Origin of the sequence: Streptomyces coffeae (assembly GCF_016741875.1) — a bacterium.
GTDB classification, from domain to species: Bacteria; Actinomycetota; Actinomycetes; order Streptomycetales; family Streptomycetaceae; genus Streptomyces; species Streptomyces coffeae.
In genome coordinates this window covers 34,044-59,609 of record NZ_JAERRF010000017.1, presented here as the reverse complement: position 1 = coordinate 59,609, position 25,566 = coordinate 34,044, and the positions used below count along the sequence as shown (strand labels likewise).

Sequence of the window (25,566 nt, the reverse complement as noted above, 5' to 3'; positions counted from 1 at the left end):
TCTGCATCAGCCCCCCGTGACGTTCAGCGTCCCCGCAGCCCCAGCCGTTTCCGCCGGGCCCCGACCGGGGCCCGGCGGGGCGGGCTCAGCCCGTCCGCAGGCCCGCCGAAAGCAACTCCACGAAGCTCACATCCTCCCGTGCGACGCCGAACACCTCCGCGCGCAGCATGGTGCGCTCGGCCCAGGCCCGGTGCGGCTTCACCTCGTTCATCTTGTTGGTGTACGAGGAGCGCAGCACCCCGCCCCCGTACCGCTCGGGCTCCAGGATGTCCGCCGCGTCGCTGAACTCCTCGTGGCTGACGACGGAGAGCGCGTGCACGGGGGCGACATGGGTGGGGTGGATACAGGTCTTGCCCATCAGGCCGTTGGCCCGGTCCAGCTCGATCTCGCGCAGCAGACCGTCCATGTCGTGCTCGATGAGCGCGGTGCGCAGCGCCTCCGCGCGCCCGCTGAAGGGGCTGAGCCGCAGCTGCGGTTTGAACATCCGCTCGTGCTGTTTGAAGTACTCCCACACCGGGCCGGTGACCGTGAAGCCGGTGCCGTCGGCCCGGCCCAGCATGTTCACCACGTCCCCGATCACGGAAGCGACGAGCTGGACGTCGTAGGCGGTCATGTCGGGCGCCCGGCGCAGCCCGTACGCGGAGCACAGATCGGTGACGCCGAGCCGCAGCGCGAGCACCCGCTCCCGGTACTTGTCGACGATCCGGCCTATGCCGCTGAGGGTCTCGGTACGGGTTTCCCGGTGCATCAGCTCGGGGGATTCCAGAACCGGCATCGCGAAGAGCCGCCGTCCGCCCAGGACGGCCGTCGTCTCGGCGGTTTCGGCGGAGATCAGCGCCTCGAGGAAGGAAACGCCCCGCTCCTCGGTGAACTTCGGCAGTACGAATCCGGACAGCAGCCGGATGGCCGGACCCAGCCTCCGGACCAGATCGACGATCTGTTCCGGGGTGCGGACCCGGATGAACAGCAGGGGCAGCGCGGCGTCCGCATCACCCTCGGCGAGTGCGCCGAGCTGACGTACGAGATTCTCCTCCGCGCCGGCGACCTCGGCGTCATGGATGGAGTCCTCCAGGCACAGCACCATGGACACCACGCCGCGACCTGCCTGTTTGACGATGTCATCGGCGAGCCGGGGCCGGGAGGCGGGCGAGTAGAGGGTGGCGCCGAGGGCGACCGCCAGGGTCCGGGCGGGCGAGGACACAGTGAATTCGCCGGGCTCCCGATGAAAGAGACCCGACCGCACCCCATCTGGCAGGTGTCCAAAATGTCTCATATATCTCCCCCGTGCTGCCGGTACCGGTAGAGGTCATGACGACCTCTGGTTGGCCGATAATCGTACGTGCGGGCAAGGGTCAAAAGTTCCCCAAGACCGTGAAAATCGCGTAACCGGTCTGGGTCGGATCCATGTCCACGCCGCCCCGCGGACCGGCCCGCATCCCCGCATCCCCACCCCGCGCGCCCCCGCACTACGGACGCGTACCGCCTCCGCCGTGGCACCCTGCGTTGTCCCGGAGCCATCGGGGAGGGCAGGATTGCGGCCATGACGCACGCGATGCTGAAGGGGTCGAACATCCCGCTCGAGACCACGGCCATACGCGCGGTGCTGCGCTGGACCTCCGGCACCGACGTACCCGATGTCGATGCCTCGGCGCTGCTGCTGGCCGAGGACGACCGCGTGCGTTCGGACGAGGACTTCGTCTTCTACAACCAGCCGCGGCACCCCTCGGGCCTGGTCCGCCATCTGCCCAAGAAGCGGTTGCCGGAAGGGCTGACCGACACCATCGAGGCCGAGCTGTCCGGTCTGGAGGCGGAGGTGCGCCGGGTGGTGCTGGCCGCGTCCGCGGACGGCGGCGCCTTCGGACAGGTACGGGATCTGAGCCTGCTGCTGTACGACGCCTCGGCCGCGGCGGACGCGGAACCGATCGCGATCTTCGAGGTGCAGCCGGAGACGGGCAAGGAAGCCGCGCTGATCTGCGGGGAGCTGTACCGGCGCAAGGACAGCTGGAAGTTCCGCGCGCTGGGCCAGGGTTATGACACCGGCCTGGTCGGGCTGGCCACCGAGTACGGCATCTCGGTGGACGACGGCGAGGGCGCGGGCGCCAAGCCCGAGCCGGACGAGTCCGCGAGCGCCGCCGAGCCCCCGTCCGCCTCCGCCGCACCACCGTCGCCCCCCTCCCCGACTCCGCCTCCCGCGCCGACCCCGGCACCCTCGTCCGCCCCGACGCCGTCGCAGGCCGAGACCCAGGCACTGCCACCGCAGGTGCCCGCGCCCGCGGCCGGTTACGGCTATCCGCCGCCGCACCCCCAGCCGCATCCGCAGGGGCCGACCCCGGACCCGTGGGACCCGCAGCGGATGCCCCCCGCCGCGGCGCAGAGCGACGGTTACGGCCATGTGCCGCCGCAGCCCACGGCGCCGCCCCCGCCGCCGCCCGGGGGCTATCCGCCGCCGCCGGCGCAGGCGCCCTACTCTCCGCAGCCGTCGTACGGCTATCCGCAGCCGCCCGCGTACGGCTATCCGCAGCAGATGCAGCCGACCGGGGCGGTGCCGCCCCCGCCGCCGCTGCCCGCGCCGGTGCCGGACCCCAACTTCACGCTGCCGCCGCAGGGGCCGCAGTTCCAGAACCGGTAGCGAGGACGGGACGGCAGGGGGCCGGAGCTAGACCTTGGACTTGTAGCCGCGGCCCCACTGGAGCCCCCAGCCGTACAGCCGGTCCAGCTCCGCCTGGAAGCCGTAGACGTACTTCACCTCGCGCCGCACCACCATCTCGCCCTTGACGTTCTCGATCATGACCACGGCGCAGGAGCGGGCCTGTGGGGCCCGCTCGTGCAGGGCGATCTCCACCCGGGGGCCATTGCTCGGGTAGAGCGTGACCATGCCATGGGTGCGGTCGAAGGCGGGGGTGCCGTCGTAGATGTAGACGAACACCAGCAGCCGCTTGATGTCGTCCTTGTGGTCCATGTTGATGTAGATCGTCTCGCCGGTGCCCGACCCGAACCGGTCGTCGCCGCTGAGCTTGACGTACGGCGGCTCATTGAGATTGCCGTAGAAGTTGCCGAGCGGCTGGACCACACCCTTGGATCCGCTCTTCAGCTCGTACATCACCGCCAGGTCGAGGTCCACATTGACCATGGCCGGTCCCTGGGCCTGGACCACCTGGGGTTTGAACATCCGCAGCGGATGGCGCAGCGAGCCGCGTCCGGACTCGTTGAAGTCCGAGGTCCGCATCTGCCAGGAGAGGTTGATCCGGAGGTTGCCACTGGCGGCACCCTGCTTGGTCAGAGAGATCATGGAGTGCCGCTTGGTCAGCTCGACCACCCCGGACGCGTCACCGCTGTCGAACTCGCGCCACGCGGCCCGCCCCCAGTTGCTCCAGAACGCCATCGTGCGCACCCCCACCCTTCATGGCTTTCGCCCGTATCAACTGCCGCGGGGCGGCCGGGAGCTCATACTCTCGGCCGCCCCGCTCAGAGCGTTCCTCAATCGCCCCCCGGTCACACTCCGGAGGTGACTTCCGTCTTTGTCTCGGAACCCTCGCCCGCTGCGCCTTCCCGGCGGTTGCGCACCACCGAGGACCAGTACGAGGCGCCGATCAGCACCACACCCACCAGGCCGGTGATGACCTCGTGGATCTCGTACTTGATGGTGACGATCAGGATCAGGGCAAGCGCGCCGATGGCGTAGTGCGCGCCGTGCTCCAGGTAGACGTAGTCGTCCAGGGTGCCCTTGCGGACCAGGTAGACGGTCAGCGACCGGATGTACATCGCGCCGATGCCCAGACCCAGCCCAATCTCGAAGATGTCGTTGGTGATCGCGAAGGCGCTGATGACACCGTCGAAGGAGAACGACGCGTCGATGACCTCGAGGTAGAGGAACATGAAGAACGCGGCCTTGCCGGCCAGGCCCATCACGGTGGCCCCACCGCGCTGACCGCCGTTCGCGGCCACGGCCTTCTCGTCGGCGTTGTCCTTGCCGCTCTTCTCGTCGCTCTCGTCCTCGTCGTCCTCCTCCTCGTCCTCTTCGAGCTTGTCCTCGAAGTAGCCCGAGATACCGCCGACGATCAGATAGGTGACCAGACCGGCGACACCGGAGAGCAGCACGGTGGAGCTCTTGTCACCACCGCCGTGGGCCACATCGGTGGCCACGGTGGTCGCGGCGATCAGCAGGACACCCAGCGCGACCACGATCGAGAAGGTGTCCAGCTTGCCCAGCTTGGCCAGGGGCTTCTCCAGCCAGGCCAGCCACTTGATGTCACGCTCCTCGAAGATGAAGTCGAGGAAGATCATCAGCAGGAAGATCCCACCGAAGGCGGCGATCGACGGATGGGCCGCCGTGACCAGGTGTTCGTACTTTTCCTTGTCGTTGATCGCGAGGTCCACGGCCTCGATCGGCCCCAGTTTCGCGGTGATGGCGACGATCACCACCGGGAAGACGAGCCGCATACCGAAGACGGCGATCAGAATGCCGACGGTCAGGAAGATCTTCTGCCAGAAGGCGTTCATCTTGCGGAGAATGCCCGCATTGATGACCGCGTTGTCGAACGAGAGCGAAATCTCCAGGATCGAGAGGATCCCGACGATCGCGAGCCCCTTCCACCCCCAGAGGACGCCGGCCAAGGCCAGACCGCCCGCCGTTACGGCGAACGACCAACCAAAGGTTTTGAGGAGCACAGGCAACCCAATCCTTCTTCGTAAGGTCTCCCCCGCGCGCTGTACGCGGCTTTACGAAACGTTGACCCCGAAGTCTAGAGCGATGCCCCGCAGGCCTGACGCGTACCCCTGACCCACGGCCCTGAACTTCCATTCGCCGCCGTAGCGATAGACCTCGCCGAAGATCATCGCAGTCTCGCCGGAGGCGTCCTCGGAGAGGTCGTAGCGAGCCAGCTCCTGGCCGTCGGCCTGGTTCACCACCCGGATGAAGGCATTGCTGACCTGCCCGAACGTCTGACGCCTGGCATCGGCGTCATGGATCGAGACCGGGAAGACGATCTTGTCGACCTGGGGCGGGACACTGGAGAGATCGATCAGCAGCGACTCGTCGTCACCCTCGCCCTCACCGGTGAGGTTGTCACCGGTGTGCTCCACGGAGCCCTCGGGGCTCTTGAGATTGTTGTAGAAGACGAAGTACTCGTCTCCGAGCACCCGCCCGTTCTGACACAGCAGTGCGCTGGCGTCGAGGTCGAACGGCGCTCCGGTGGTGGAGCGCGCGTCCCATCCCAGGCCGACGAGCACATGTGTGAGATTCGGCGCGGCCTTCGAGAGGGAGACATTGCCCCCCTTGGCGAGCGTAACGCCCATGATCCTGATTCCTCCCCGGTGTTGCGTGCGCGAAGCGCGTCCGGCGCCGCACTCCTGCCGGGTGCAGGGATGCGGCGCCGGACGCGGTGATGCCGTGACGGACGCGGGTGCCCACCGGCGGGCGGTGCGCACGCGCGGTCCACGGATCGCCGTGGCGGCTGTCAGACGTTGACGCCGAAGTCCTGCGCGATGCCACGCAGCCCGGAGGCGTACCCCTGGCCGATGGCGCGGAACTTCCACTCCGCCCCGTTCCGGTACAGCTCACCGAAGACCATGGCGGTCTCGGTCGAGGCGTCCTCGGACAGGTCGTAGCGGGCCAGCTCATTGCCGTCGGCCTGGTTGACGACGCGGATGAACGCGTTGCGGACCTGGCCGAAGCTCTGCTGGCGGGACTCGGCGTCGTAGATCGACACCGGGAACACGATCTTGGCGACATCGGCCGGGACCCCGGCCAGGTTCACCTTGATCTGCTCGTCGTCGCCCTCGCCCTCGCCGGTGATGTTGTCACCGGTGTGCTCGACGGAGCCGTCCGGGCTCTTGAGGTTGTTGAAGAACACGAAGTTCTGGTCGTTGGCGACCTTGCCCTCGGTGTTGGTCAGCAGAGCACTGGCGTCGAGGTCGAAGTCAGTGCCCGTGGTGGTACGGGCGTCCCAGCCCAGACCGACGATCACGGCGGTCAGGTTCGGGGCTTCCTTGGTCAGCGAGACGTTGCCGCCCTTGCTGAGGCTGACTCCCACGAGTCCTCCCAAAAAGGTTCGTCAGGAGCACTGCGTGCCCCCTCATGGTGGATGCGGATACCTATGGCGCGCCTTACGGAACCCATAAGGATCAACGCGTCGATCCTAGTGAGCGGTTCCCGGCGGCCATAGGGTTTCGCGGCGTGCGGCCGAGACTCAGAGCGCCTCGAGGGCCTTCACGTAGTCGTTGAGGTCCCGGGCGTCGGGCAGACCGTTGACCACGGTCCAGCGCACCACGCCCTCCTTGTCGATCACGAACGTGCCGCGCACCGCGCAGCCCTTCTCGTCATCGAAGACGCCGTAGGCGCGGCTGGCCTCGCCGTGCGGCCAGAAGTCCGACAGCAGCGGGTACTCAAGACCCTCCTGCTCGGCGAAGACCCGCAGGCTGAAGGGCGCGTCATTGGAGACCGCGAGCAGCTGCACCTCGTCGTTGACGAAGGTCGGCAGCTCATCGCGGAGGGCGCACAGCTCGCCGGTGCACACGCCGGTGAAGGCGAACGGATAGAAGAGGAGCACGACGTTCTTCTCGCCGCGGAAGTCGGAGAGCCTGACCGTCTCTCCGTGCTGGCTCTTCAGCTCGAAGTCGGGGGCCTTGGTACCGACCTCTATCGCCATGGGATGTCCCTTCGCTCTCTCGCTCATGTGATCACATACGGTGGCGTCCACCCTACGCGCCGAGCCCCCCTCCGAAAGCGAACGGAGGGGGGCTCGGATGTGTGGTTTCCCGGTCTCAGCGCTTACCGCTGCGGGCAGCCTTCGGGGTGACCAGGCGGCTGCCGGTCCAGTCCTTGCCCGCGTTGAAGCTCTTGGTCTGGGAGAGGCCGGCGGTGGTCGCGGCCTCGTTGATGTCGCTCGGCTCGACATAGCCGTCGCGGCCGGTCTTGGGCGTCAGCAGCCACACCGGGGCGCCGTCGTCGATCATCTGGATGGCGTCCACCAGCGCGTCCGTCAGATCGCCGTCGTCCTCTCGGAACCACAGCACCACGGCGTCGGCCACGTCGTCGTACTCCTCGTCGACGAGCTCCTGGCCGGTGATCTCCTCGATGGACTCGCGGAGCTCCTGGTCGACATCGTCGTCGTAGCCGATCTCCTGGACCACCTGCTCGGGCTGGAAACCCAGCCTCGCGGCCAGGTTGGTCCGCTCCTCCGCGTGGTCCGCGGTCGCGCTCACGGATTGCCTCCTGTCATCTTTCGTTCACTCTTCGGGTCCGGTGACCCCGCGCGCGTACGCGAGGGGCATGGGGCGTAGTCCACACGGGCCGGGCGGATCGCGCAAGTACCCGGCCAGCGATCCCGCCCAAACGTTGACGTCTCGCCGCAACTCCCATCATGGAGGAACAGCGTGAATCAGCGGGAAGCCGCCTCGATTGCCCCATTATGTCCGGCTTACACGTGTGTATCGCCACCCTACGCCGACCCGGAGCCGAACGGTCGTACGCAGATGCCCTCCGTCGTGGGCGTAAGGTTGCGATTTGGCCGTCACACCCGACCGGCCCGCAGCGCCCATCTCGCCTGGTGGCGGTTACCACCCAGTAGAGGTGACGTATCCCGTACCCGAGGTACACGATGGAGACCGGCGCGACCAAAAGAGCACGAATCCATGTCCGTGCACAGCACGACCGAAAAGCGAAGGAATAGCGTGGCTTCCGGATCCGATCGCAACCCGATCATCATTGGCGGCCTTCCCAGCCAGGTCCCGGACTTCGATCCCGAAGAAACCCAGGAGTGGCTTGACTCGCTCGACGCAGCTGTCGATGAGCGTGGCCGGGAACGTGCCCGCTACCTGATGCTTCGCCTGATCGAGCGCGCCCGTGAGAAGCGGGTGGCCGTGCCCGAGATGCGCAGCACGGACTATGTCAACACCATCGCCACCAAGGACGAGCCGTTCTTCCCCGGCAACGAGGAGATCGAGCGCAAAATCCTCAATGCGACCCGCTGGAACGCGGCGGTGATGGTCTCCCGGGCCCAGCGTCCGGGCATCGGAGTGGGTGGCCATATCGCCACCTTCGCCTCCTCCGCCTCGCTGTACGACGTGGGCTTCAACCACTTCTTCCGCGGCAAGGACCACGACAGCGGCGACCAGATCTTCTTCCAGGGCCATGCCTCCCCCGGTATTTACGCCCGTGCCTTCCTGCTGGACCGGCTGAGCGAAGCGCACCTGGACGGATTCCGTCAGGAGAAGTCCAAGGCCGGTCACGCCCTGTCCAGCTACCCGCATCCGCGGTCGATGCCGGACTTCTGGGAGTTCCCCACCGTCTCCATGGGTCTCGGCCCGCTGGGTGCGATCTACCAGGCCCGGATGAACCGCTACATGGAGTCGCGCGGAATCGCCGACACCTCCAACTCCCACGTGTGGGCGTTCCTGGGCGACGGCGAGATGGACGAGCCGGAGTCGCTCGGCCAGCTCTCCCTGGCCGCCCGTGAGGGCCTGGACAACCTGACCTTCGTCGTCAACTGCAACCTCCAGCGGCTCGACGGTCCGGTGCGCGGCAACGGCAAGATCATCCAGGAGCTGGAGTCGCAGTTCCGCGGCGCCGGCTGGAACGTGATCAAGCTGGTGTGGGACCGCAGCTGGGACCCGCTGCTCGCCCAGGACCGCACCGGCCTGCTGGTCAACAAGCTCAACACCACGCCGGACGGTCAGTTCCAGACCTACGCGACCGAGACCGGCGCCTATATCCGCGAGCACTTCTTCGGTGACGACCAGCGGCTGCGCTCGATGGTCGAGCACATGACCGACGACCAGATCCTGCACCTGGGCCGCGGCGGTCACGACCACCGGAAGATCTACGCGGCCTATGCGGCGGCCAAGGCCCACAAGGGCCAGCCGACCGTGATCCTGGCGCAGACGGTCAAGGGCTGGACGCTCGGCCCGAACTTCGAGGGCCGCAACGCGACCCACCAGATGAAGAAGCTGACCGTCGACGACCTCAAGGGCTTCCGCGACCGGCTGCACCTGCCGATCCCGGACAAGGAGCTGGAGTCCGGCCTCCCGCCGTACTACCACCCGGGCCGCAACTCCGCGGAGATCCAGTACATGCACGACCGCCGCAAGGCGCTGGGCGGCTACGCGCCGACCCGTGTCGTGCGGGCGAAGCCGCTGGCACTGCCGGGCGACAAGACCTACGCGGCGGTGAAGAAGGGCTCCGGCCAGCAGTCGATCGCCACCACCATGGCGTTCGTCCGGCTGCTGAAGGACCTGATGCGGGACAAGGAGATCGGCAAGCGCTTTGTGCCGATCGCCCCGGACGAGTACCGCACCTTCGGTATGGACTCGCTGTTCCCCTCGGCGAAGATCTACAACCCGCTGGGGCAGACGTATGAGTCGGTCGACCGTGAGCTGCTGCTGGCGTACAAGGAGTCGCCGACCGGGCAGATGCTGCACGACGGCATCTCCGAGGCGGGCTGTACGGCCTCGCTGATCGCGGCGGGCTCGGCCTACGCCACCCACGGCGAGCCGATGATCCCGGTCTATGTCTTCTACTCGATGTTCGGCTTCCAGCGCACGGGCGACCAGTTCTGGCAGATGGCCGACCAGCTCGCGCGCGGTTTCGTCCTGGGCGCGACCGCCGGTCGTACGACCCTGACCGGTGAGGGTCTCCAGCACGCCGACGGCCACTCCCAGCTGCTGGCCTCGACCAACCCCGCGGTCGTCGCGTACGACCCGGCGTTCGGCTTCGAGATCGCCCACATCGTGCAGGACGGTCTGCGCCGGATGTACGGCGAGAACAGTGAGGACGTCTTCTACTACCTCACCGTCTACAACGAGCCCATCCAGCACCCGGCCGAGCCCGAGAACGTGGACCGCGAGGGCATCCTCAAGGGCCTGTACCGCTTCAAGCAGGGCGAGAAGGGCGCGATTCCGGCGCAGATCCTCGCCTCCGGTGTCGCGGTGCCGTGGGCGGTCGAGGCCCAGCGCATGCTGGCCGAGGACTGGAACGTCAAAGCCGACGTCTGGTCCGCGACCTCCTGGAACGAGCTGCGCCGGGACGCGGTCGAGGCCGAGGAGCACAATCTGCTCCACCCGGAGGAGGAGCAGCGCGTCCCCTACGTCACCCGCAAGCTGGCGGACGTGGAGGGTCCGAAGGTGGCCGTGTCCGACTGGATGCGTGCCGTTCCGGACCAGATCGCGCGCTGGGTGCCGGGCACCTACCAGTCGCTGGGCGCCGATGGCTTCGGCTTCGCCGACACCCGGGGAGCGGCGCGCCGCTTCTTCCACATCGACGCGGAGTCGATCGTGCTCGGGGTGCTGACGGAGCTGGCCAAGGAGGGCAAGATCGACCGCTCGGCGCTGAAGCAGGCGATCGACCGCTACCAACTGCTGGACGTGGCCGCGGCCGACCCGGGCCCGGCGGGCGGCGACGCATAACCGTCGACGACGGCAACTGACCGGAACACTGGGCGGGCTGGACTTCCAGCCCGCCCAGCGTTCGTTGTGCCGCGTCCCCTGGACCGCCCGGCCGCCCCGCCCTCAGCGCTCCCAGATCTTGACGGCGCGTACCCGGTAAGCGGTTTCCGGCGCCCAGGAGCCGCTGGGGTAGGTGCGGTACTCGCCGGTCTCGGCGCACTCCGCGCTCTGGTACGCGGTGACCGGGCGCCCGGTGCGGTTGGCCAGGGAGGCGGCGGAGGCGCCCGGCGGCAGGGCGATACAGCTCTCGATGTCCGTGTCGGCCAGTTCATGGACCTGGCGTGGCCCGGTGAAGTCGGCGTTGTGCCACAGACACAGCTGTCCGGCGTCGCAGTTCCCGAGCCGTGGCGGCGGTGCGGCCTGGGCCTGTGCGGCCGTGGCCACCGTGAGGGCCAGGGCGAGGACGGAGGCGGCTGCGGTGATGGTCGTGGTGACGATGGTGCGCGTTGGGCGCATGGTGAACGAACTCCCCGTGTGTGAAGCAGAAACGGGAGTCAGCCTCTCGGCCGACTCCCGCTGTCCACCACGGAGTTGATCGGGGACCACCCAGATAGGGGGTGTCCCGCCCGGTCCCGGCAACCGGTTTCCGTACCGGGCCCTCAGATGTGACCCGCCCCGGCGCCCGCCTCCGCGTTCGCACCGCGCTTGGTGAAGCCCGCGACCACCGCGGCGATCACCGAGATGACCCCGGCGACCATGAACGCCGTGCTCATCCCCGACACGAAGGTGTCATGCGCCACGCTGGTGATCTTCCCCGCGAGCTCGGGCGGAGTGCCCTTGGCGATCGGCGCCCGGCCGACCTCGACCGCCTCGGACGCCTTGGACATCTGCTCGCCCGTAACGGGCGGCAGCTTGGCGCCGGCCCACTTGCCGGGCAGTTCGTCGTCCACCTTGGCGGCCATCACCGCGCCCAGGACGGCCGTACCGATACTGCCGCCGACCTGCATGGACGCCTGCTGGAGACCGCCGGCGACACCGGACAGCTCGATCGGCGCGTTGCCGACGATGACCTCGGTGGCGCCGACCATGACCGGGGCGAGGCCGAGACCGAGCAGCCCGAACCACAGGGACATCTCGAGGGTGGAGGTGTCCACGTCCATCGTGGAGGCGCCGAAGAGCGCGACGGCGGTCAGCGACATGGCGACCACCAGCGGGATCCGCGGCCCGACCTTGGTGATGACGGCGCCCGCCACCGGCGAGGACACGATCATCATCCCGGTCAGCGGCAGCAGATGGAGTCCGCTCTTGACCGGGCTCATCCCGTGCACGTTCTGGAGGTAGAAGGTGACGAAGAAGAGCCCGCCCATGAAGCCGAAGGCCATCAGCACCATCAGCACGGTGCCCGCCGACAGCGGGACGGAGCGGAACATGCCGAGCGGGATCAGCGGTTCGGGGGTGCGGGTCTCCCAGAAGGCGAACACCGCGAAGCAGACCACCGTGAGGCCCAGGAAGAGCAGGGTCTTGGGGTCGCCCCAGCTCCACTCCGAGGACTTGATGACCGCCCAGATGAGGCAGAACATCCCGCCGGACAGCAGCAGGATGCCGGGGATGTCGAAGGACTTCGGAGCCTTCTCGGCACGGTGGTCGACCAGGATGAACAGGCCGAGGACCAGGGCGAGCAGACCGACCGGCAGATTGATGAAGAAGACCGACTGCCAGTTGACGTGCTCCACCAGCAGTCCGCCGACGATCGGTCCGCCCGCCGTCGAGGCACCGATGACCATGCCCCAGATACCGATCGCCATATTGAGCTTCTCGGCGGGGAAGGTGGCACGCAGCAGGCCGAGCGCCGCGGGCATCAGCAGCGCGCCGAACAGGCCCTGGATCACCCGGAAGGACACCACCAGCGGCACGGTCGAGGAGAAGCCGATGGCCGTGGAGGAGAGTGCGAAGCCGACCACACCGATGAGGAAGGTCTGCCGGTGGCCGAAGCGGTCTCCCAGCTTGCCCGCCGTGATCAGCGCGACGGCCAGGGCGAGCAGATAGCCGTTGGTGATCCACTGGGCGTCGGCGAGCGAGGCGCCGAGGTCCTCCGCGATGGCGGGGTTGGCGATGGCCACGATCGTGCTGTCGAGGGCGACCATCGCCACCCCGAAGCCGACGGTCAGCAGCGTCAGCCAGGGATGCCCCCGCAGCCCCTTGCGGGGGTCGGATATGGGAGGAGGTTCCGCCGCGGTACCGGCGACGGTGGTCGAAGACGTCATGTCCGGAGGCTAATGTCAGCCTCTGACATTTGACAAACGGAATCATCCGCGGGTTGCTGTCTATTTCCCCACAGGTAATCTGAGCAGCCCGAATGCAGCCCGAATGCAGCCCAAGCGGAGCCGGACGCGGGCAGGAAGCGAGCCGACAGGTGACAACGGACGAGGCGGCAGCGGCCACAGTGACACCCGCGCCGACCGGACTGCGCGAGCGTAAGAAGCAGCGCACCCGAGGCGCTCTGGTGCGCACCGCCTTCGAGCTGTTCACCCGTCAGGGATACGACGAGACCACGATCGACGAGATCGTCGAGGCGGTGGACGTCTCCCAGCGCACCTTCTTCCGGTACTTCGCCAACAAGGAGGAGGTCGCCTTCGCGACCCAGAGCTCGGCGGAGGCACTGTGCTTCGACGCGCTGTGCGCCCGCCCCGCCGACGAGGCACCGCTGACCGCCCTGCGCAACGCCGTCCTGGACGGCTGGGACCGGATGGGCGAGACCATCGAGGAGCTGGTGCCCACCGAACTCCATCTGCGGATGTACCAGGTGATCGAATCGAGCCCCACCCTGCTCGCCGTCCATCTGCGCCGGACCATGGAGATGGAGGAGCGACTCGCCCGGGAGATCGCCCGCCGCGAAGGGCTGGACATCGACCAGGACCCCCGTCCGCGCCTGGTGGTGGCGATGGTCGGCGGGGTGATCCGGGTGACCGGAATGATCTGGGGCGAGGGTGACGACCTCAGTACGACGGCCCTGCGGGACATCGCCGCGCATCAACTCGACCATGTGGGACCGGCACTCGCCGAACATTGGAACAAAAACCAGTAAATCGGACATAGCACCCACATTGGGCAGTCCCCAAACGTGATATGACTCACGGCATTTGGCGACCACCACCGCGCTTCTCCTAGTGTGTCCCGCGGTGACTTCCTTCTCGGAGCTCAGCTCCCCCTCTCCCGGTTCCACCGCCTGGCGCGCGCTGCTCGCCCTGGCGGTGGTGTTCGTCCTGCTCACCACCACCGGCTGGACGGCCGTACGGGCCCAGAGAGGGGACCGGGACCCGCTGGCCGCGTCGCTCGACGCCTGGCGCCAGGCGTCCCTGGGCGGTCACCCGCTGCCCGACCCGTACACCTCGCCGCGGCGGCTCAGCCGCTGGTTCGACGCGCTGGACAAGGCCGGGACCGACCGCCTCGTACGCCGCTTCCCGCTCGTCGTCGGCAATCTCAACGGCGCGCCCGTGGCCCTGCGCTACCGCGCCAACCGGGTCGCGCTGGCCCAGGCCAAGGCCGTGGAGCGCGAGCGGATGCACGACAGCAGGCTCACCCCGCTCGGCCGCACCGACGCCACCCGCCGGATGCACCGCTATGAGGACCTGCTCGGCTCCGGCCGCCAGATCCTCGCGTTCGACCCCTCGGGCCAGGGCCGGGCCGCCGAGGTCTTCGGCGACCTCGCGCACGCGGCCCGGGTCTCGATCGTGGTGCCGGGCGTGGACACCAACATCCTGACCTTCCAGAAGACCGACAAGCCGTACGCCGCCACCGTCGGCATGGCCCGCGCCCTCTACCACAACGAGCGGACCGACGCTCCGGACACCCGTAGCGCCGTCATCGCCTGGGCCGACTACACCTCCCCGGCGGGCATCGGCATGGACGCCGCCACCGGCAAGCTGGCCGCCCAGGGCGCGCTGCGGCTGCGGGCCCTCGTCAACGCACTGCCCGCGCCCTCCCGGGTCTCGCTGATGTGCCACAGCTACGGCTCGGTGGTGTGCGGTGTCGCCGCCCGTGACCTGCCACCCAGCGTCACCGACATCGCGGTGGCCGGAAGCCCCGGTATGCGCGCCGACCACGCCTCCGACCTGGGCACCAGCGCCCGGGTCTGGGCGATGCGCGGCCCGGGCGACTGGATCGCGGACATTCCGCATCTGGAGGTCGGCGGGCTCGGCCACGGCGCCGACCCGGTCTCCTCCGGCTTCGGCGCCCGCAGGCTGTCCGCCGACGGCGCCGACGGCCACGCCGGCTACTTCGAGCCAGGCACGACCAGCCTGGACAACCTGGCCCGGGTGGGCGTCGGTACGGTCCAGTCCGTGAGCTGCGCGGACGGTGACGCATGCACCGCGGGGCTGGCCTGATCGCACACCACACACGCGACGCGCGTAGCGCTCAAGGGGGGACGGGCGGGCAACCGCCGCATACGATGAGCCGCATGGGTGATGTGCTGGCCGGTTTTCAGACCGTCTGGGAGTTCGACACCGACTCCGTGCTCATCCGCTTCGAACGGGGGATCCGCACGCCGAAGCTGCTCCAGACGCTCGGCGAACGCCGCGTTCCCTTCGAGGCGCTGTCCGCGGTGGAGCTCGCTCCCGGCAAACGAGGCACCGTGGTGCTGCGCGCCGTGCCCAGACCCGGCGCCGACCCGCTGATGGACGTGGCGGACGGCCAGCTCAAAGAGGCGTACGACCCGTACCGGTTGGTGCTGCCCGCCGAGCGCGAGACGCTGGCCGAGTACTACGCGGAGGAGATACGCGCCGCGCTCGCCCCCGACGCCGACACCCCCGCCGAAACTCATCTGGTCACCGCGCCCGCGCCGCCGATGTCCTTCAAGGCGTACGACGGCAAGGCGTCGTTCGACGGCAAGGAGGTCGCCTTCCGCTGGTTCTGGACCGGGGCCTCCTCGGCCAAGTGGAAGGTCGGGGACCAGCGCTTCCGGGTCGATGAGTTGAGCGGTGTGGAGTGGTGCTCACCGGAGAGCAAAGGCTCCGCGGGCTCCACCCCCAAGGAGGGCGCCGCCAAGAACGGCAATGGCCATCTGCGGCTGATCGAGCGTGCCCACGAGGACCGCCCCATGGGCCGGGCCGACCACGACCCGGCGGCTGTGGTGTTCGGGATGGGCTACGGCATGGTGCACCAGTCGCTGCCGTTCGCCGCCGCCGTGCTGGAGGCCGTACGGGCCGGCAATCCGGGGCAGGGCGCCGAGGGCGCCCCCGCGTCGGCCGCTCACACGGCCGCTCACCCGGCCGCCCGCCGCGACCCGGCCGACATCGCCGAGCGCATCCGCCACCTCGGCGAGCTGCACATCCAGGGGCTGCTGACGGACGAGGAGTTCAGCGCGAAGAAGGCCGAGCTGCTGGCGGAGCTGTAGCCGCGGCGATGGCGCGCTCCGGCACCGCCACCGCACCGATACCCAGGTATGACCCGCATCCGACTCCCAGGTATGACGTGCGGCTGCGCCGCGAACCCTACGCTGAATCCGCCATGTCCAGCACCTCCTCGGCCAATGCCCCCTCCGCCAACGCCTCCTCCACCGCGCACCAGGGCCTGTTCACCGCCGCCCGGCGGCAAGTGGGCGCCCTGTTCCGCGCTTTGATGACGCCCAGCTATCCGGCCACCCCGCTGTTCTCCCAGTCGCCCCGGCGCTGGCTGCGCAGGCTGCCGTACGGGGTGGCGATCGTGCTCACCACGGTGCTGGTCCCGGCCTCCGCCCAGGTCCTCAGCAACGACTACGGGGAGTCCGGCGAATCCGCCACGCTGCTGGCCTTCGCTCAGACCACCCCGCTGCTGCTCGCCGTCACCCGCCCCCTCCAGGCGTGGTGGATCACCATCATCAGCGATGTGATCGGCGCGCTGATGATCCTCAACCCCGGCATGCAGCGCCCCATCCCCGGCATGGAGCCCCCCATATGGCCCTGGCTGCCCGCCGGGATCGTGGGCTATCTCTTCCTGATGCTGGCCCTCGCGCTGCGTGAATCGCGGCCCACGCTGGTGGCGGTGTGGCTGGTCACCGGCGGCGCCGGACTCGCACTGAGCACGGGCGTCGACAACCAGGTCGACAACACGGGAGTGCTGCTGTTCGTACTCAGCGGTGTGGTGCTGCTGATCGGCGGCGCGTTGCGCGAACGCGGAGACGTCCAGCGCCGACTGGCCGAACAGGAGACCATCAGCGAGGCCGAACGCGCCCACCGCACCCTGCTGGAGGAGCGCACCCGGATCGCCCGTGAACTGCATGACGTGGTCGCCCACCATATGTCCGTGATCACCGTGCAGGCGGACAGCGCGCCCTACCGGATCGGCGGCCTCCCGCCCGACGCGGAGCGGGAGTTCGGCTCCATCGCCGCCACCGCCCGGGAATCCCTCGCCGAGATGCGGCGGCTGCTGGGCGTACTGCGCAGCGAGGAGACCCGCGGCGAGCGGGCGCCGCAGCCGGGGCTGCACCAGGTGCCCCAGCTGGTCGAGGCCACCGTACGGGCCGGGATCCCGACCGAGCTGACCGTCGCGGACGACGTCGCCGGGCTCGGTCCGCTGCCGCAGGCGGTGGATCTGTCGGCGTACCGGATCGTGCAGGAGGCGCTGGCGAACGTGGTGCGGCACGCGCCCGGCGCCGCCACCCGGGTCTCCGTCTCGGCCGCCGCGGACCCCCCGGCGCTCACCGTCCTGATCGTCAACGGACCGGCCACCGGCGTGCCCACCACTCCCCTGGAGACCACCGGCACCGGCCATGGTCTGGTCGGCATGGTCGAGCGGGTCCGGCTGGTGGACGGGATGCTCGACACCGGCCCACTGCCGGACGGCGGTTTCCGCGTCGCGGCCCGGCTGCCCCTGGTAGACATCGAAGAACCCTCGTAAGCCTCCGAAGAAACGGATCCATGACCATCAAGGTGATCATCGTCGACGACCAGGCGATGGTGCGGGCGGGGTTCGCCGCGCTGCTCGCCGCGCAGACCGACATCGACATCGTCGGGGAGGCGCCCGACGGACGGCAGGGTGTGGAGGTCAGCAGGCGCGCCCACCCCGATGTGGTGCTGATGGACGTCCGGATGCCCGAGATGGACGGCCTGGAGGCGGCCCGCCAACTGCTCGATCCACCGCGCGGGGTCACCCACCGGCCCAAGGTGCTGATGCTCACCACCTTCGACGTGGACGATTACGTCTACGAGGCGCTGCGCGCCGGGGCCAGCGGCTTTCTGCTCAAGGACGCCCCGCCCGCCGATCTGATCTCCGCGGTGCGGGTGGTGGCGGCGGGCGAGGCGCTGCTCGCCCCCTCGGTCACCCGCCGGCTGATCGCCGACTTCGCCCGCCAGCGCCCCGCGACCCGCCGCAACAACCTCACGCTGCGCCGCGGCGGGCTGACCCCGCGGGAGACGGAGGTGCTGGAGCTGATCGCGCGCGGGCTGTCCAACCAGGAGATAGCCGAGTCGCTGGTGCTGGCCGAGCAGACGGTGAAAACCCATATCGGCCGGGTGCTGGCCAAGCTGGAACTCCGCGACCGGGCGCAAGCGGTGATCTTCGCGTATGAATCGGGACTGGTGTCGCCCGGCGGGCAGTAGCCCGCGGCGGGTCTGTCGGTGCCCGCCCGTACGGTGCGCACCATGACGGGGACGATGATCACGCACGAGCCGACCCTCGGCCGGCTGGCCACGAACCGGGGGTGAGCCCCCGGACCACCCAATACCCCGGTATGACTCCCGACTTGGCACCGCGGTGTGACGCCCCGCCACCCACCGGCTCCCTACGTTTCCCTCGCCACCGAACGGAAGAGGGAAACCCGCGGCCATGTCCCCGACGCATCGACCCCGGCACTACGCCCGCCGTCTGATCACGGCCGCGCTCACCGTCACCGTCATGGCCGGGACGGCCGGGTGGGCCGTCGCCCACGAGGAGCAGGCCATCACCGGACCGCCGCCCGGCACCTCCGCCTGGCGCGCCGATCACTCGCTGCCGGGCCCCGGGCGGGAGTTGCCCGACCCGGCCACCGCCTCCCCGGCCCATATCGCCCGCTTCTTCGCCGGGCTCACCGATGTCCAGCGGCGGGCCCTGGTCATCCGCCATCCGCAGGTGGTGGGCAACCTCGACGGCGCGCCCCTGGCACTGCGCTACGAGGCCAACGCCCGTGCCATCCGGGCCACGCGCGACAAGGAGCGCGCCGCCGACCCCGACAGCCCGCTCGTCGAGCGCTACACCTCACTGCTCTCCCCGGGCCGTCGGATCCTCGCCTTCGATCCGCGCGGCCGCGGCCAGGTGGCCGAGGTGTTCGGCGATCTGGGGACGGCGCGGCGCACGGCTGTCGTGGTGCCCGGCTCGGACATCGACCTGAACTCCTTCGACCGCGACCACGACCGGTACGGCACCCCCGTCGGCATGGCGCGGGCGCTGCGGGCGCGGATGGCCCGGGAGGCGCCCGGCACCCCCACCGCCGTGGTGGCGTGGGTCGGCTACACCACCCCGGTGGGGGTCGGCCCGGACGCCGCGACCAGCAGGCTGGCCGAGGCGGGGGCACCGCGTCTGGACCGGTTCCTGGCGGGGCTCGCGGTGACCACCGCGGCCACCGCGGAGGCGCCGCCCACCGTCTTCTGCCACAGCTACGGCTCGGTCCTCTGCGGGGTCGCCGCCCCCGCGATGGACCGGACCCGGGTCTCGGACCTGGTGGTCCTGGGCAGCCCGGGGATGCGCGCCGACAGCGCCGAGGGGCTGCACACCCCCGCCCGGGTGTGGGCGACGCGGGACAGCACCGACTGGATACGGCGGGTGACCGGCTATGCGTTCCTGGGCCTCGGCCACGGCGAGGACCCGACCGACGGATCCTTCGGCGCCCGGGTGGTCTCCGCCGACCGCGCCCACGGCCACACCGGTTACTTCGCCCCCGGTACGGACTCGCTGCGCAACTTCGCCCGGATCGCGCTCGGGCAGTTCGACGGGGTCCGGTGCGCGGATCGCGGCGCCGGCGACCAGGACTGCCGCCATGGCCTCGGATGACCCCCACCCCCCGGCGCTCGCGGTGCTGTGCGCCGGTCTCTTCGCCCTGGAACGCCGGGGCCCGGAGGGGCGGGACTCAGCCGCGCGGGACCTGGGGCGTCAGGACCGCCCCGGAGGCCCCGACGAGCGGGCGCGGGCGGACGAGGACACGGGCGGCGGAACGGACCCGGCCGGGGTCCGCCGGGCCGTGCTGGGCCGGGCCGCCGCGGCGTTCGCCGTCCTGTGCGTGACGGTGGTGCTGGCGGCCCTCCGCGGCTGAACGGCTGAACGCAGCTGACCCGGCCGCCCCCGCGGGAAGCCGCGCCCCCGGACGCCCTCGTACCCGTATCAGGCGCCTTCCGTCCGCCGCCGCGCGTCGGAGTAGACGCTGATCTTGTAGTCGATGACCTCGAGGGTGCTCTCCAGCTCCGCGATCCGCGTCCGGACGTTCTCCCGGTGCTCGGTCAGCAGTTCCTCGCGCTCGGGAAAGGTCTGCTGCCCGGCGCGGACCAGCTCGGCGTAGCGGACCATGTCCGCCACCGGCATCCCGGTCAGCCGCAGCTTGCCCACCAGCTCCAGCCAGTCCAGATCGCGGTTGGTGAACCGGCGCTGACCGGTGTGGGTGCGGTCCACATGTGGCATCAGTCCGATCCGCTCGTACCAGCGCAGGGTGTGCGCGCTCAGCCCGGTGTGCGCGGCGACCTCGCTGATCGTGTAGCGGTCCTGTCCGGTCGGCCGCGGGTACGGATGCTCGTCCTCGCAGATCCGCGGCTTCGCCGGAGCCGGAGCCAGAGCCGGAGCCGGAGCGCTCTCCATCACGGTCATGCCGAAACACCCTCTCGCCGATCGCTGCTGTGTGCGCGTTCCACACCCGGGACAACGCTATGGACTTCGAGTGCGCTCCAAGCAAGCGGATTGCGGGGCGGATTCCGGCGGGCATTAGGCTCAGGGCCATGGAAAGCCTGCGGATGATCGAGAACTGGCCGGTCCCCACGGCGGCGGCGGCCGTCGTCACGGCGGACGGCACCCAGGCCGGATCGTACGGCCCGGCCGACCACCGCTTCCCGCTCGCCTCGGTCACCAAGCCGCTCGCCGCCTACGCCGCGCTGCTCGCCGTCGAGGAGGGCGCGGTCGAGCTGGACGAACCGGCCGGGCCCGAGGGCTCCACCGTCCGCCATCTGCTCGCGCACACCTCCGGGCTCGCCTTCGACGAGCACCGCGTGGTCGCCGCCCCCGGCAACCGCCGTCTGTACTCCAACGCGGGCTTCGAGGTGCTGGGCGACCACATCGCCAAGGCCACGGACATCCCGTTCGGCGAGTATCTGCGCCAGGCGGTGCTGGAGCCGCTCGGCATGACCGCGACCGACCTGCCCGGCTCCCCCGCCAAGGACGGTGTCTCCACCGTGGGCGACCTGGTCCGTTTCGCGGCCGAGCTCCAGGCCCCGCGGCTGCTGGCGTCCCAGACGCTGGCCGAGGCCACCTCCGTGGTGCACCCGGGGCTGACCGGGGTGCTGCCCGGCTACGGCCATCAGCGGCCCAACGACTGGGGGCTGGGCTTCGAGATACGCGACGGCAAGTCCCCGCACTGGACCGGTGGTTCCTCCTCGCCCCGCACCTTCGGGCACTTCGGCCAGTCCGGCACCTTCCTGTGGGTCGACCCGGAGGCGCGGGCGGCCTGTGTGGCCCTGACCGACCGGCCCTTCGGGCCCTGGGCCGTGGAGGTCTGGCCCGCCCTGACCGACGCGGTCCTCGCCGAGCTGCGCACGGGCTGAGCTCCCGTACCCCCGCCCGGCCGGCGTCAGCCGTACACCGGCTCCGTGTGCATCTCCCACACCAGCAGCTCCGCCGGGCCCTCGGCGCGCGCCTCCAGCCCGCGCGCGTTCCGCACCCGGGCCGCGTCACCCGCGCCCAGCGTCTCGTCGCCGATCCGCACCGCGCCGCGCACCCCGTGGACGTAACTCCAGGGCGCGTCCGGCAACGCGGTGCGCTCACCGTCCAGCAGCCGCCGTACATGCAGCACCGCCTCGGTGCGCTCCAGCGCGTACGGGGTGCCGTCGGCGATACCGCGCACCACCTCGTACCCGGGCTCGGCCGGGGCGCCGGGGCCGGGCACCAGCCACATCTGCACAAAGACCAGGGGCTCCGGGCCCGCGTTCCGCTCGGTGTGGCGCACCCCGCCGCCCGCGCTGAGCCGCTGTACATCGCCGGGGCGCACCACGGTCCGGGCCCCGGTGGAGTCCTCGTGGGTGAGCTCGCCCTCGACCACCCAGGTCACGATCTCCAGATCGCGGTGGGGGTGCTCGGCGAAGCCCGCGCCGGGCGCCAGCCGCTCCTCGTTGCAGGCCACGAGCAGCCCGAATCGCACATTGTCCGGGTCGTAGTGCCCGGAGAAGGAAAAGGCGTGGCGCGTCTCGATGCCGGTGCCGTCCCCGCCCGGATACCGTGCACCGGACCGCTGTATCCACATCACCCGGTCCACGGTAGTGCGCTCCCCGCCCCCGCCCCGTCCGCCCCGTCCCCTACCGCCCCGTAGCTCCCCGCCCCCCGCGTACACCATCCGATAAGGCAGTCTTGACCCCGTGCCTGAACCAGCCGCGAACCTCCCGCATCCCCACAGTGCCACCCTGCGCCGCCTGGAGAAGTCCTCCGGGAAGCTGGCCGCCGCCGCCATCGCGCGCATGGACGAGCAGCTGCCGTGGTACCGGGCGATGCCGCCCGAGAACCGCTCCTGGATCGGGCTGGTGGCGCAGGCGGGTATCGCGGCCTTCACCGAGTGGTTCCGGCATCCGGAGGCCCCGCAGGCGATCAGCACCGATGTCTTCGGCACCGCCCCGCGCGAGCTGACCCGCGCGATCACCCTGCGGCAGACGGTGGAGATGGTGCGGACCACCATCGAGGTGATGGAGTCCGCGATCGACGAGGTGGCCGCTCCGGGCGATGAGTCGGTGCTGCGCGAAGCGCTGCTGGTGTACGCGCGGGAGATCGCCTTCGCCACCGCCCAGGTGTACGCGCAGGCGGCCGAGGCGCGCGGCGCCTGGGACGCCCGGCTGGAGTCCCTGGTGGTCAACGCGGTGCTCTCGGGCGAGGCGGACGAGGGAGCGCTGTCCCGCGCCGCCGCCCTCGGCTGGAACGCGCCCGAGCATGTGTGCGTGGTGCTGGGCACCGCCCCGGACGGGGACAGCGAGCTGACCGTGGAGGCGATCCGGCGAGCCGCCCGGCATGCCAAGCTCCAGGTGCTCACCGGGGTGCTCGGTGACCGTCTGGTGGTGGTCGCGGGCGGCTCGGACAATCCGCTCCAGGCGGCGAAGGCGCTCATCGGGCCGTACGCCCCGGGCCCGGTGGTGGCCGGTCCGGTGGTCTCCGACCTGCTGGCCGCGACCCGCTCGGCGGGCGCCGCCGCGGCGGGACTCAAAGCGTGCACGGCCTGGCCGGACGCACCGCGCCCGGTGCTGGCGGATGATCTGCTGCCGGAGCGTGCGATGGCCGGGGATCCAGCTGCCCGTGAGCAGTTGGTGGAGGAGATCTACAGACCGCTGGAGGAAGCGGGCTCCGCGCTGCTGGAGACGCTGAGCGTGTATCTGGAGCAGGCCAGCAGTCTCGAGGGCGCGGCCCGGATGCTCTTCGTGCACCCCAACACCGTCCGCTACCGGCTACGACGTGTGACCGACGTCACCGGATGGTCACCTTCCGACGTCAGGTCGGCGTTCACGCTGCGCATAGCGCTGATCCTCGGTCGTCTTGCCGATGGAGACATACTTCCCTGACCCTTTGTTGGACTCCAACAATTCCCCTGACGGTTCTTCGTCCTTGTCCTCACGGGCGAGCCGGACCACCCACAAGAGAGAGTGTGAGAGTGCTCGTACTCGTCGCTCCCGGCCAAGGCGCTCAGAAGCCCGGCTTCCTGACCCCCTGGCTCGATCTTCCCGGTGTCACCGAACGACTGACCTGGTGGTCGGCCGTCTCCGGCCTGGACCTGATCCACTACGGCACCAAGGCCGACGAGGAGGAGATCCGCGACACCGCGGTGGCCCAGCCGCTGCTGGTGGCCGCCGGTCTCGTCTCCGCCTACGCCCTGTTCTCCGACGGCACCGGCGCCCCCTCCGGCCCGGCCGCCTCGGCACACCGTCTGGGCGCCACCGCGGGCCACAGCGTCGGTGAGATCACCGCCGCCGCGGTGTCCGGGGTGCTGACCGACGAGGCGGCCATGGTGCTGGTCCGCCGCCGTGGCCTGGCCATGGCGGAGGCCGCGAGCCGCGCCGAGACCGGCATGGCGGCCATACTGGGTGGTGAGCAGGACGAGGTCGTCGCGCACCTCGGCAAGCACGGTCTGACCGCGGCCAATGTCAACGGCGCCGGGCAGATCGTGGCCGCGGGCACCGCCGAGCAGCTGGCGGCGCTGGCCGAGGACAAGCCGGAGGGCGTGCGCCGGGTCGTTCCGCTGAAGGTGGCCGGTGCCTTCCACACCGACCACATGACCCCGGCGGTCGCCACGCTCGAGGCCCTGGTCGCGGGCGTCCCGGTCGCCGACCCGCGTACCGCGTACGTCTCCAACCGCGACGGCGCGGTGGTGACCTCCGGCGCCGAGGTGATCCAACGGCTGGTCGCCCAGGTGTCCAACCCGGTCCGCTGGGACCTGTGCATGGAGACCTTCCAGGAGCTGGGTGTCACCGGGCTGATCGAGCTGGCCCCGGGCGGGACGCTCACCGGTATCGCCAAGCGCGCCCTGCCGGGCGTCGGACACGTACCGCTCAAGACTCCGGACGACCTCGACGCGGCCCGTGCGCTGATCGCCGAGCATGCCGACCCTGTCGCCGACACAACGGCCGAAGAGGAGCTCCGAGACGCATGACCGCGAAGATCAGGCCCAGCAAGGGCGCACCGTACGCGCGCATCCTCGGTGTCGGCGGCTACCGTCCCACCCGGGTGGTGCCGAACGAGGAGATCCTCAAGCACATCGACTCCTCGGACGAGTGGATCCGTACCCGCTCGGGCATCGCCACCCGCCACTGGGCCGGTCCGGACGAGACGGTCGCCCAGATGTCGGTCGAGGCGGGCGGCAAGGCCATCGCCGACGCGGGGCTGACGCCCGAGCAGATCGGCGCCGTGATCGTCTCCACCGTCTCGCACTTCAAGCAGACCCCCGCGGTCGCCACCGAGATCGCGCATCTGCTCGGCACCGGCAAGCCGGCCGCGTTCGACATCTCGGCGGGCTGCGCGGGCTTCGGCTACGGACTGGCCCTCGCCAAGGGCATGGTCACCGACGGCACCGCCGAGCATGTACTGATCATCGGCGTCGAGCGGCTGTCCGATCTGACCGATCTGGAGGACCGTGCCACGGCCTTCCTGTTCGGTGACGGCGCGGGCGCCGTGGTGGTCGGCCCGTCCAAGGAGCCCGCGATCGGCCCGACCGTCTGGGGCTCGGAGGGCGACAAGTCCGACACCATCAGCCAGACGCTGCCCTGGGACGTCTACCGCGAACAGAGCGGCGAGGACGTACGCTTCCCCGCGCTCCGGCAGGAGGGCCAGGCGGTCTTCCGCTGGGCCGTGTACGAGATGGCCAAGGTCGCCCAGCAGGCCCTGGACGAGGCCGGGATCACCGCCGACGAGCTCGACGCGTTCATCCCCCACCAGGCCAATATGCGCATCATCGACTCGATGATCAAAACCCTCAAGCTGCCGGAGCACGTCACGGTCGCCCGCGACGTGGAGACCACCGGCAACACCTCGGCCGCCTCCATTCCGCTCGCCATGGAGCGGCTGTTGGCGACGGGGCAGGCGAAGAGCGGCGACACCGCGCTCGTCATCGGATTCGGAGCGGGTCTCGTCTACGCAGCGACGGTCGTTACCCTCCCTTAGGCTCCATAGTCCATATCCACGCAGCCCCGTACGGATCGGGCGCTGCGCACCCACCGCAACACACCGAAGAAGGAGCGCCGCAATGGCCGCCACTCAGGAAGAGATCCTCGAGGGTCTCGCCGAGATCGTCAACGAGATCGCCGGTATCCCGACCGAGGACGTCCTGCTGGACAAGTCCTTCACCGACGACCTGGACGTCGACTCGCTGTCCATGGTCGAGGTCGTCGTCGCCGCCGAGGAGCGCTTCGACGTCAAGATCCCGGACGACGACGTCAAGAACCTGAAGACCGTCGGCGACGCCGTCGACTACATCGTCAAGCACCAGGGCTGAGCCGAGGGCTCGTCGCC

At 69.9% G+C, this 25,566-nt stretch carries 24 protein-coding genes and 1 pseudogene; 14 read left to right on the top strand and 11 right to left on the bottom strand.

Going from position 1 to position 25,566, the window contains the following annotated elements:
• Positions 1-85: 85 nt before the first annotated feature.
• The gene (locus tag JK363_RS26090; protein ID WP_201877769.1) at positions 86-1,273 is read right to left on the bottom strand and encodes an HpcH/HpaI aldolase/citrate lyase family protein; all 1,188 of its coding nucleotides are present in this window, start codon (positions 1,271-1,273) and stop codon (positions 86-88) included.
• A 267-nt stretch (positions 1,274-1,540) separates the two neighbouring features.
• Between JK363_RS26090 and JK363_RS26085 the strand changes: the two genes are divergently transcribed.
• On the top strand, positions 1,541-2,629 hold the full coding sequence (locus JK363_RS26085) for a TerD family protein (RefSeq protein ID WP_201877768.1): 1,089 nt from the start codon (positions 1,541-1,543) through the stop codon (positions 2,627-2,629).
• A 27-nt stretch (positions 2,630-2,656) separates the two neighbouring features.
• Here JK363_RS26085 and JK363_RS26080 read toward each other — a convergent pair whose 3' ends face one another.
• The 6 genes from JK363_RS26080 to JK363_RS26055 all read right to left on the bottom strand — a co-directional run bounded on the left by JK363_RS26080 (position 2,657) and on the right by JK363_RS26055 (position 7,203).
• On the bottom strand, positions 2,657-3,382 hold the full coding sequence (locus tag JK363_RS26080) for a TerD family protein (RefSeq protein ID WP_201877767.1): 726 nt from the start codon (positions 3,380-3,382) through the stop codon (positions 2,657-2,659).
• Positions 3,383-3,492: 110 nt separating this feature from the next.
• On the bottom strand, positions 3,493-4,668 hold the full coding sequence (locus JK363_RS26075) for a DUF475 domain-containing protein (RefSeq protein WP_201877766.1): 1,176 nt from the start codon (positions 4,666-4,668) through the stop codon (positions 3,493-3,495).
• 51 nt (positions 4,669-4,719) lie between these two features.
• Positions 4,720-5,295 carry a TerD family protein gene (locus JK363_RS26070; RefSeq protein WP_201877765.1) on the bottom strand — a complete coding sequence of 192 codons (576 nt, stop codon included), beginning with the start codon at positions 5,293-5,295 and terminating at the stop codon, positions 4,720-4,722.
• A gap of 161 nt (positions 5,296-5,456) precedes the next feature.
• Positions 5,457-6,032 carry a TerD family protein gene (locus JK363_RS26065; protein WP_201877764.1) on the bottom strand — a complete coding sequence of 192 codons (576 nt, stop codon included), beginning with the start codon at positions 6,030-6,032 and terminating at the stop codon, positions 5,457-5,459.
• Between the two features lie 156 nt (positions 6,033-6,188).
• Positions 6,189-6,647 carry a peroxiredoxin gene (locus JK363_RS26060; protein WP_201877763.1) on the bottom strand — a complete coding sequence of 153 codons (459 nt, stop codon included), beginning with the start codon at positions 6,645-6,647 and terminating at the stop codon, positions 6,189-6,191.
• 115 nt (positions 6,648-6,762) lie between these two features.
• Positions 6,763-7,203 (bottom strand): DUF3052 domain-containing protein, encoded by a 441-nt coding sequence (locus JK363_RS26055; protein ID WP_201877762.1) that lies wholly within the window; start codon positions 7,201-7,203, stop codon positions 6,763-6,765.
• Between the two features lie 468 nt (positions 7,204-7,671).
• Between JK363_RS26055 and aceE the strand changes: the two genes are divergently transcribed.
• A complete protein-coding gene (gene aceE / locus JK363_RS26050; protein ID WP_201877761.1) occupies positions 7,672-10,401 on the top strand; it encodes a pyruvate dehydrogenase (acetyl-transferring), homodimeric type in 2,730 nt (909 codons plus the stop codon).
• Positions 10,402-10,503: 102 nt separating this feature from the next.
• Here the strand turns inward: aceE and JK363_RS26045 are convergent, their stop codons facing one another.
• Together JK363_RS26045 and JK363_RS26040 are read right to left on the bottom strand one after the other, a co-directional pair.
• Positions 10,504-10,896, bottom strand: coding sequence for a peptidase inhibitor family I36 protein (locus tag JK363_RS26045; protein ID WP_201877760.1), 393 nt, complete (start codon positions 10,894-10,896; stop codon positions 10,504-10,506).
• Positions 10,897-11,005: 109 nt separating this feature from the next.
• Positions 11,006-12,644: pseudogene (locus JK363_RS26040) on the bottom strand (MFS transporter); the annotation flags it as partial.
• Positions 12,645-12,793: 149 nt separating this feature from the next.
• Here JK363_RS26040 and JK363_RS26035 point away from each other — a divergent pair.
• The 7 genes from JK363_RS26035 to JK363_RS26005 all read left to right on the top strand — a co-directional run bounded on the left by JK363_RS26035 (position 12,794) and on the right by JK363_RS26005 (position 19,642).
• Positions 12,794-13,465: a TetR family transcriptional regulator gene (locus tag JK363_RS26035; RefSeq protein ID WP_307821870.1), complete on the top strand. Its 672-nt coding sequence runs from the start codon at positions 12,794-12,796 to the stop codon at positions 13,463-13,465.
• Between the two features lie 94 nt (positions 13,466-13,559).
• Positions 13,560-14,765 carry an alpha/beta hydrolase gene (locus tag JK363_RS26030; RefSeq protein WP_201877757.1) on the top strand — a complete coding sequence of 402 codons (1,206 nt, stop codon included), beginning with the start codon at positions 13,560-13,562 and terminating at the stop codon, positions 14,763-14,765.
• A 74-nt stretch (positions 14,766-14,839) separates the two neighbouring features.
• The gene (locus JK363_RS26025; RefSeq protein WP_201877756.1) at positions 14,840-15,775 is read left to right on the top strand and encodes a DUF4429 domain-containing protein; all 936 of its coding nucleotides are present in this window, start codon (positions 14,840-14,842) and stop codon (positions 15,773-15,775) included.
• A gap of 113 nt (positions 15,776-15,888) precedes the next feature.
• Entirely contained in the window at positions 15,889-17,256 is a 1,368-nt protein-coding gene (locus tag JK363_RS26020; RefSeq protein ID WP_201877755.1) for a sensor histidine kinase, read from the top strand.
• A gap of 20 nt (positions 17,257-17,276) precedes the next feature.
• Positions 17,277-17,957, top strand: coding sequence for a response regulator (locus JK363_RS26015; RefSeq protein ID WP_201877754.1), 681 nt, complete (start codon positions 17,277-17,279; stop codon positions 17,955-17,957).
• 226 nt (positions 17,958-18,183) lie between these two features.
• On the top strand, positions 18,184-19,383 hold the full coding sequence (locus tag JK363_RS26010; RefSeq protein ID WP_201877753.1) for an alpha/beta hydrolase: 1,200 nt from the start codon (positions 18,184-18,186) through the stop codon (positions 19,381-19,383).
• A complete protein-coding gene (locus tag JK363_RS26005; RefSeq protein ID WP_201877752.1) occupies positions 19,370-19,642 on the top strand; it encodes a hypothetical protein in 273 nt (90 codons plus the stop codon). Before JK363_RS26010 ends, JK363_RS26005 begins: the two co-directional genes overlap by 14 nt.
• A 68-nt stretch (positions 19,643-19,710) precedes the next feature.
• On the opposite strand, the gene JK363_RS26000 is transcribed toward JK363_RS26005, so the two are convergent.
• Positions 19,711-20,187, bottom strand: coding sequence for a MerR family transcriptional regulator (locus tag JK363_RS26000; protein WP_201877751.1), 477 nt, complete (start codon positions 20,185-20,187; stop codon positions 19,711-19,713).
• 128 nt (positions 20,188-20,315) lie between these two features.
• Here JK363_RS26000 and JK363_RS25995 point away from each other — a divergent pair, with 128 nt between their 5' ends.
• A complete protein-coding gene (locus JK363_RS25995; protein WP_201877750.1) occupies positions 20,316-21,134 on the top strand; it encodes a serine hydrolase domain-containing protein in 819 nt (272 codons plus the stop codon).
• 26 nt (positions 21,135-21,160) lie between these two features.
• Here JK363_RS25995 and JK363_RS25990 read toward each other — a convergent pair whose 3' ends face one another.
• Positions 21,161-21,829 carry a pirin family protein gene (locus JK363_RS25990; RefSeq protein ID WP_201877901.1) on the bottom strand — a complete coding sequence of 223 codons (669 nt, stop codon included), beginning with the start codon at positions 21,827-21,829 and terminating at the stop codon, positions 21,161-21,163.
• A 112-nt stretch (positions 21,830-21,941) separates the two neighbouring features.
• Between JK363_RS25990 and JK363_RS25985 the strand changes: the two genes are divergently transcribed.
• The 4 genes from JK363_RS25985 to JK363_RS25970 all read left to right on the top strand — a co-directional run bounded on the left by JK363_RS25985 (position 21,942) and on the right by JK363_RS25970 (position 25,549).
• Positions 21,942-23,126, top strand: coding sequence for a PucR family transcriptional regulator (locus JK363_RS25985; RefSeq protein ID WP_201877749.1), 1,185 nt, complete (start codon positions 21,942-21,944; stop codon positions 23,124-23,126).
• 89 nt (positions 23,127-23,215) lie between these two features.
• Entirely contained in the window at positions 23,216-24,211 is a 996-nt protein-coding gene (locus tag JK363_RS25980) for an ACP S-malonyltransferase (protein ID WP_201877748.1), read from the top strand.
• Positions 24,208-25,218: a ketoacyl-ACP synthase III gene (locus tag JK363_RS25975; protein WP_201877747.1), complete on the top strand. Its 1,011-nt coding sequence runs from the start codon at positions 24,208-24,210 to the stop codon at positions 25,216-25,218. Before JK363_RS25980 ends, JK363_RS25975 begins: the two co-directional genes overlap by 4 nt.
• Before the next feature lie 82 nt (positions 25,219-25,300).
• Positions 25,301-25,549 (top strand): acyl carrier protein, encoded by a 249-nt coding sequence (locus JK363_RS25970; RefSeq protein ID WP_176183146.1) that lies wholly within the window; start codon positions 25,301-25,303, stop codon positions 25,547-25,549.
• Positions 25,550-25,566 lie beyond the last annotated feature (17 nt).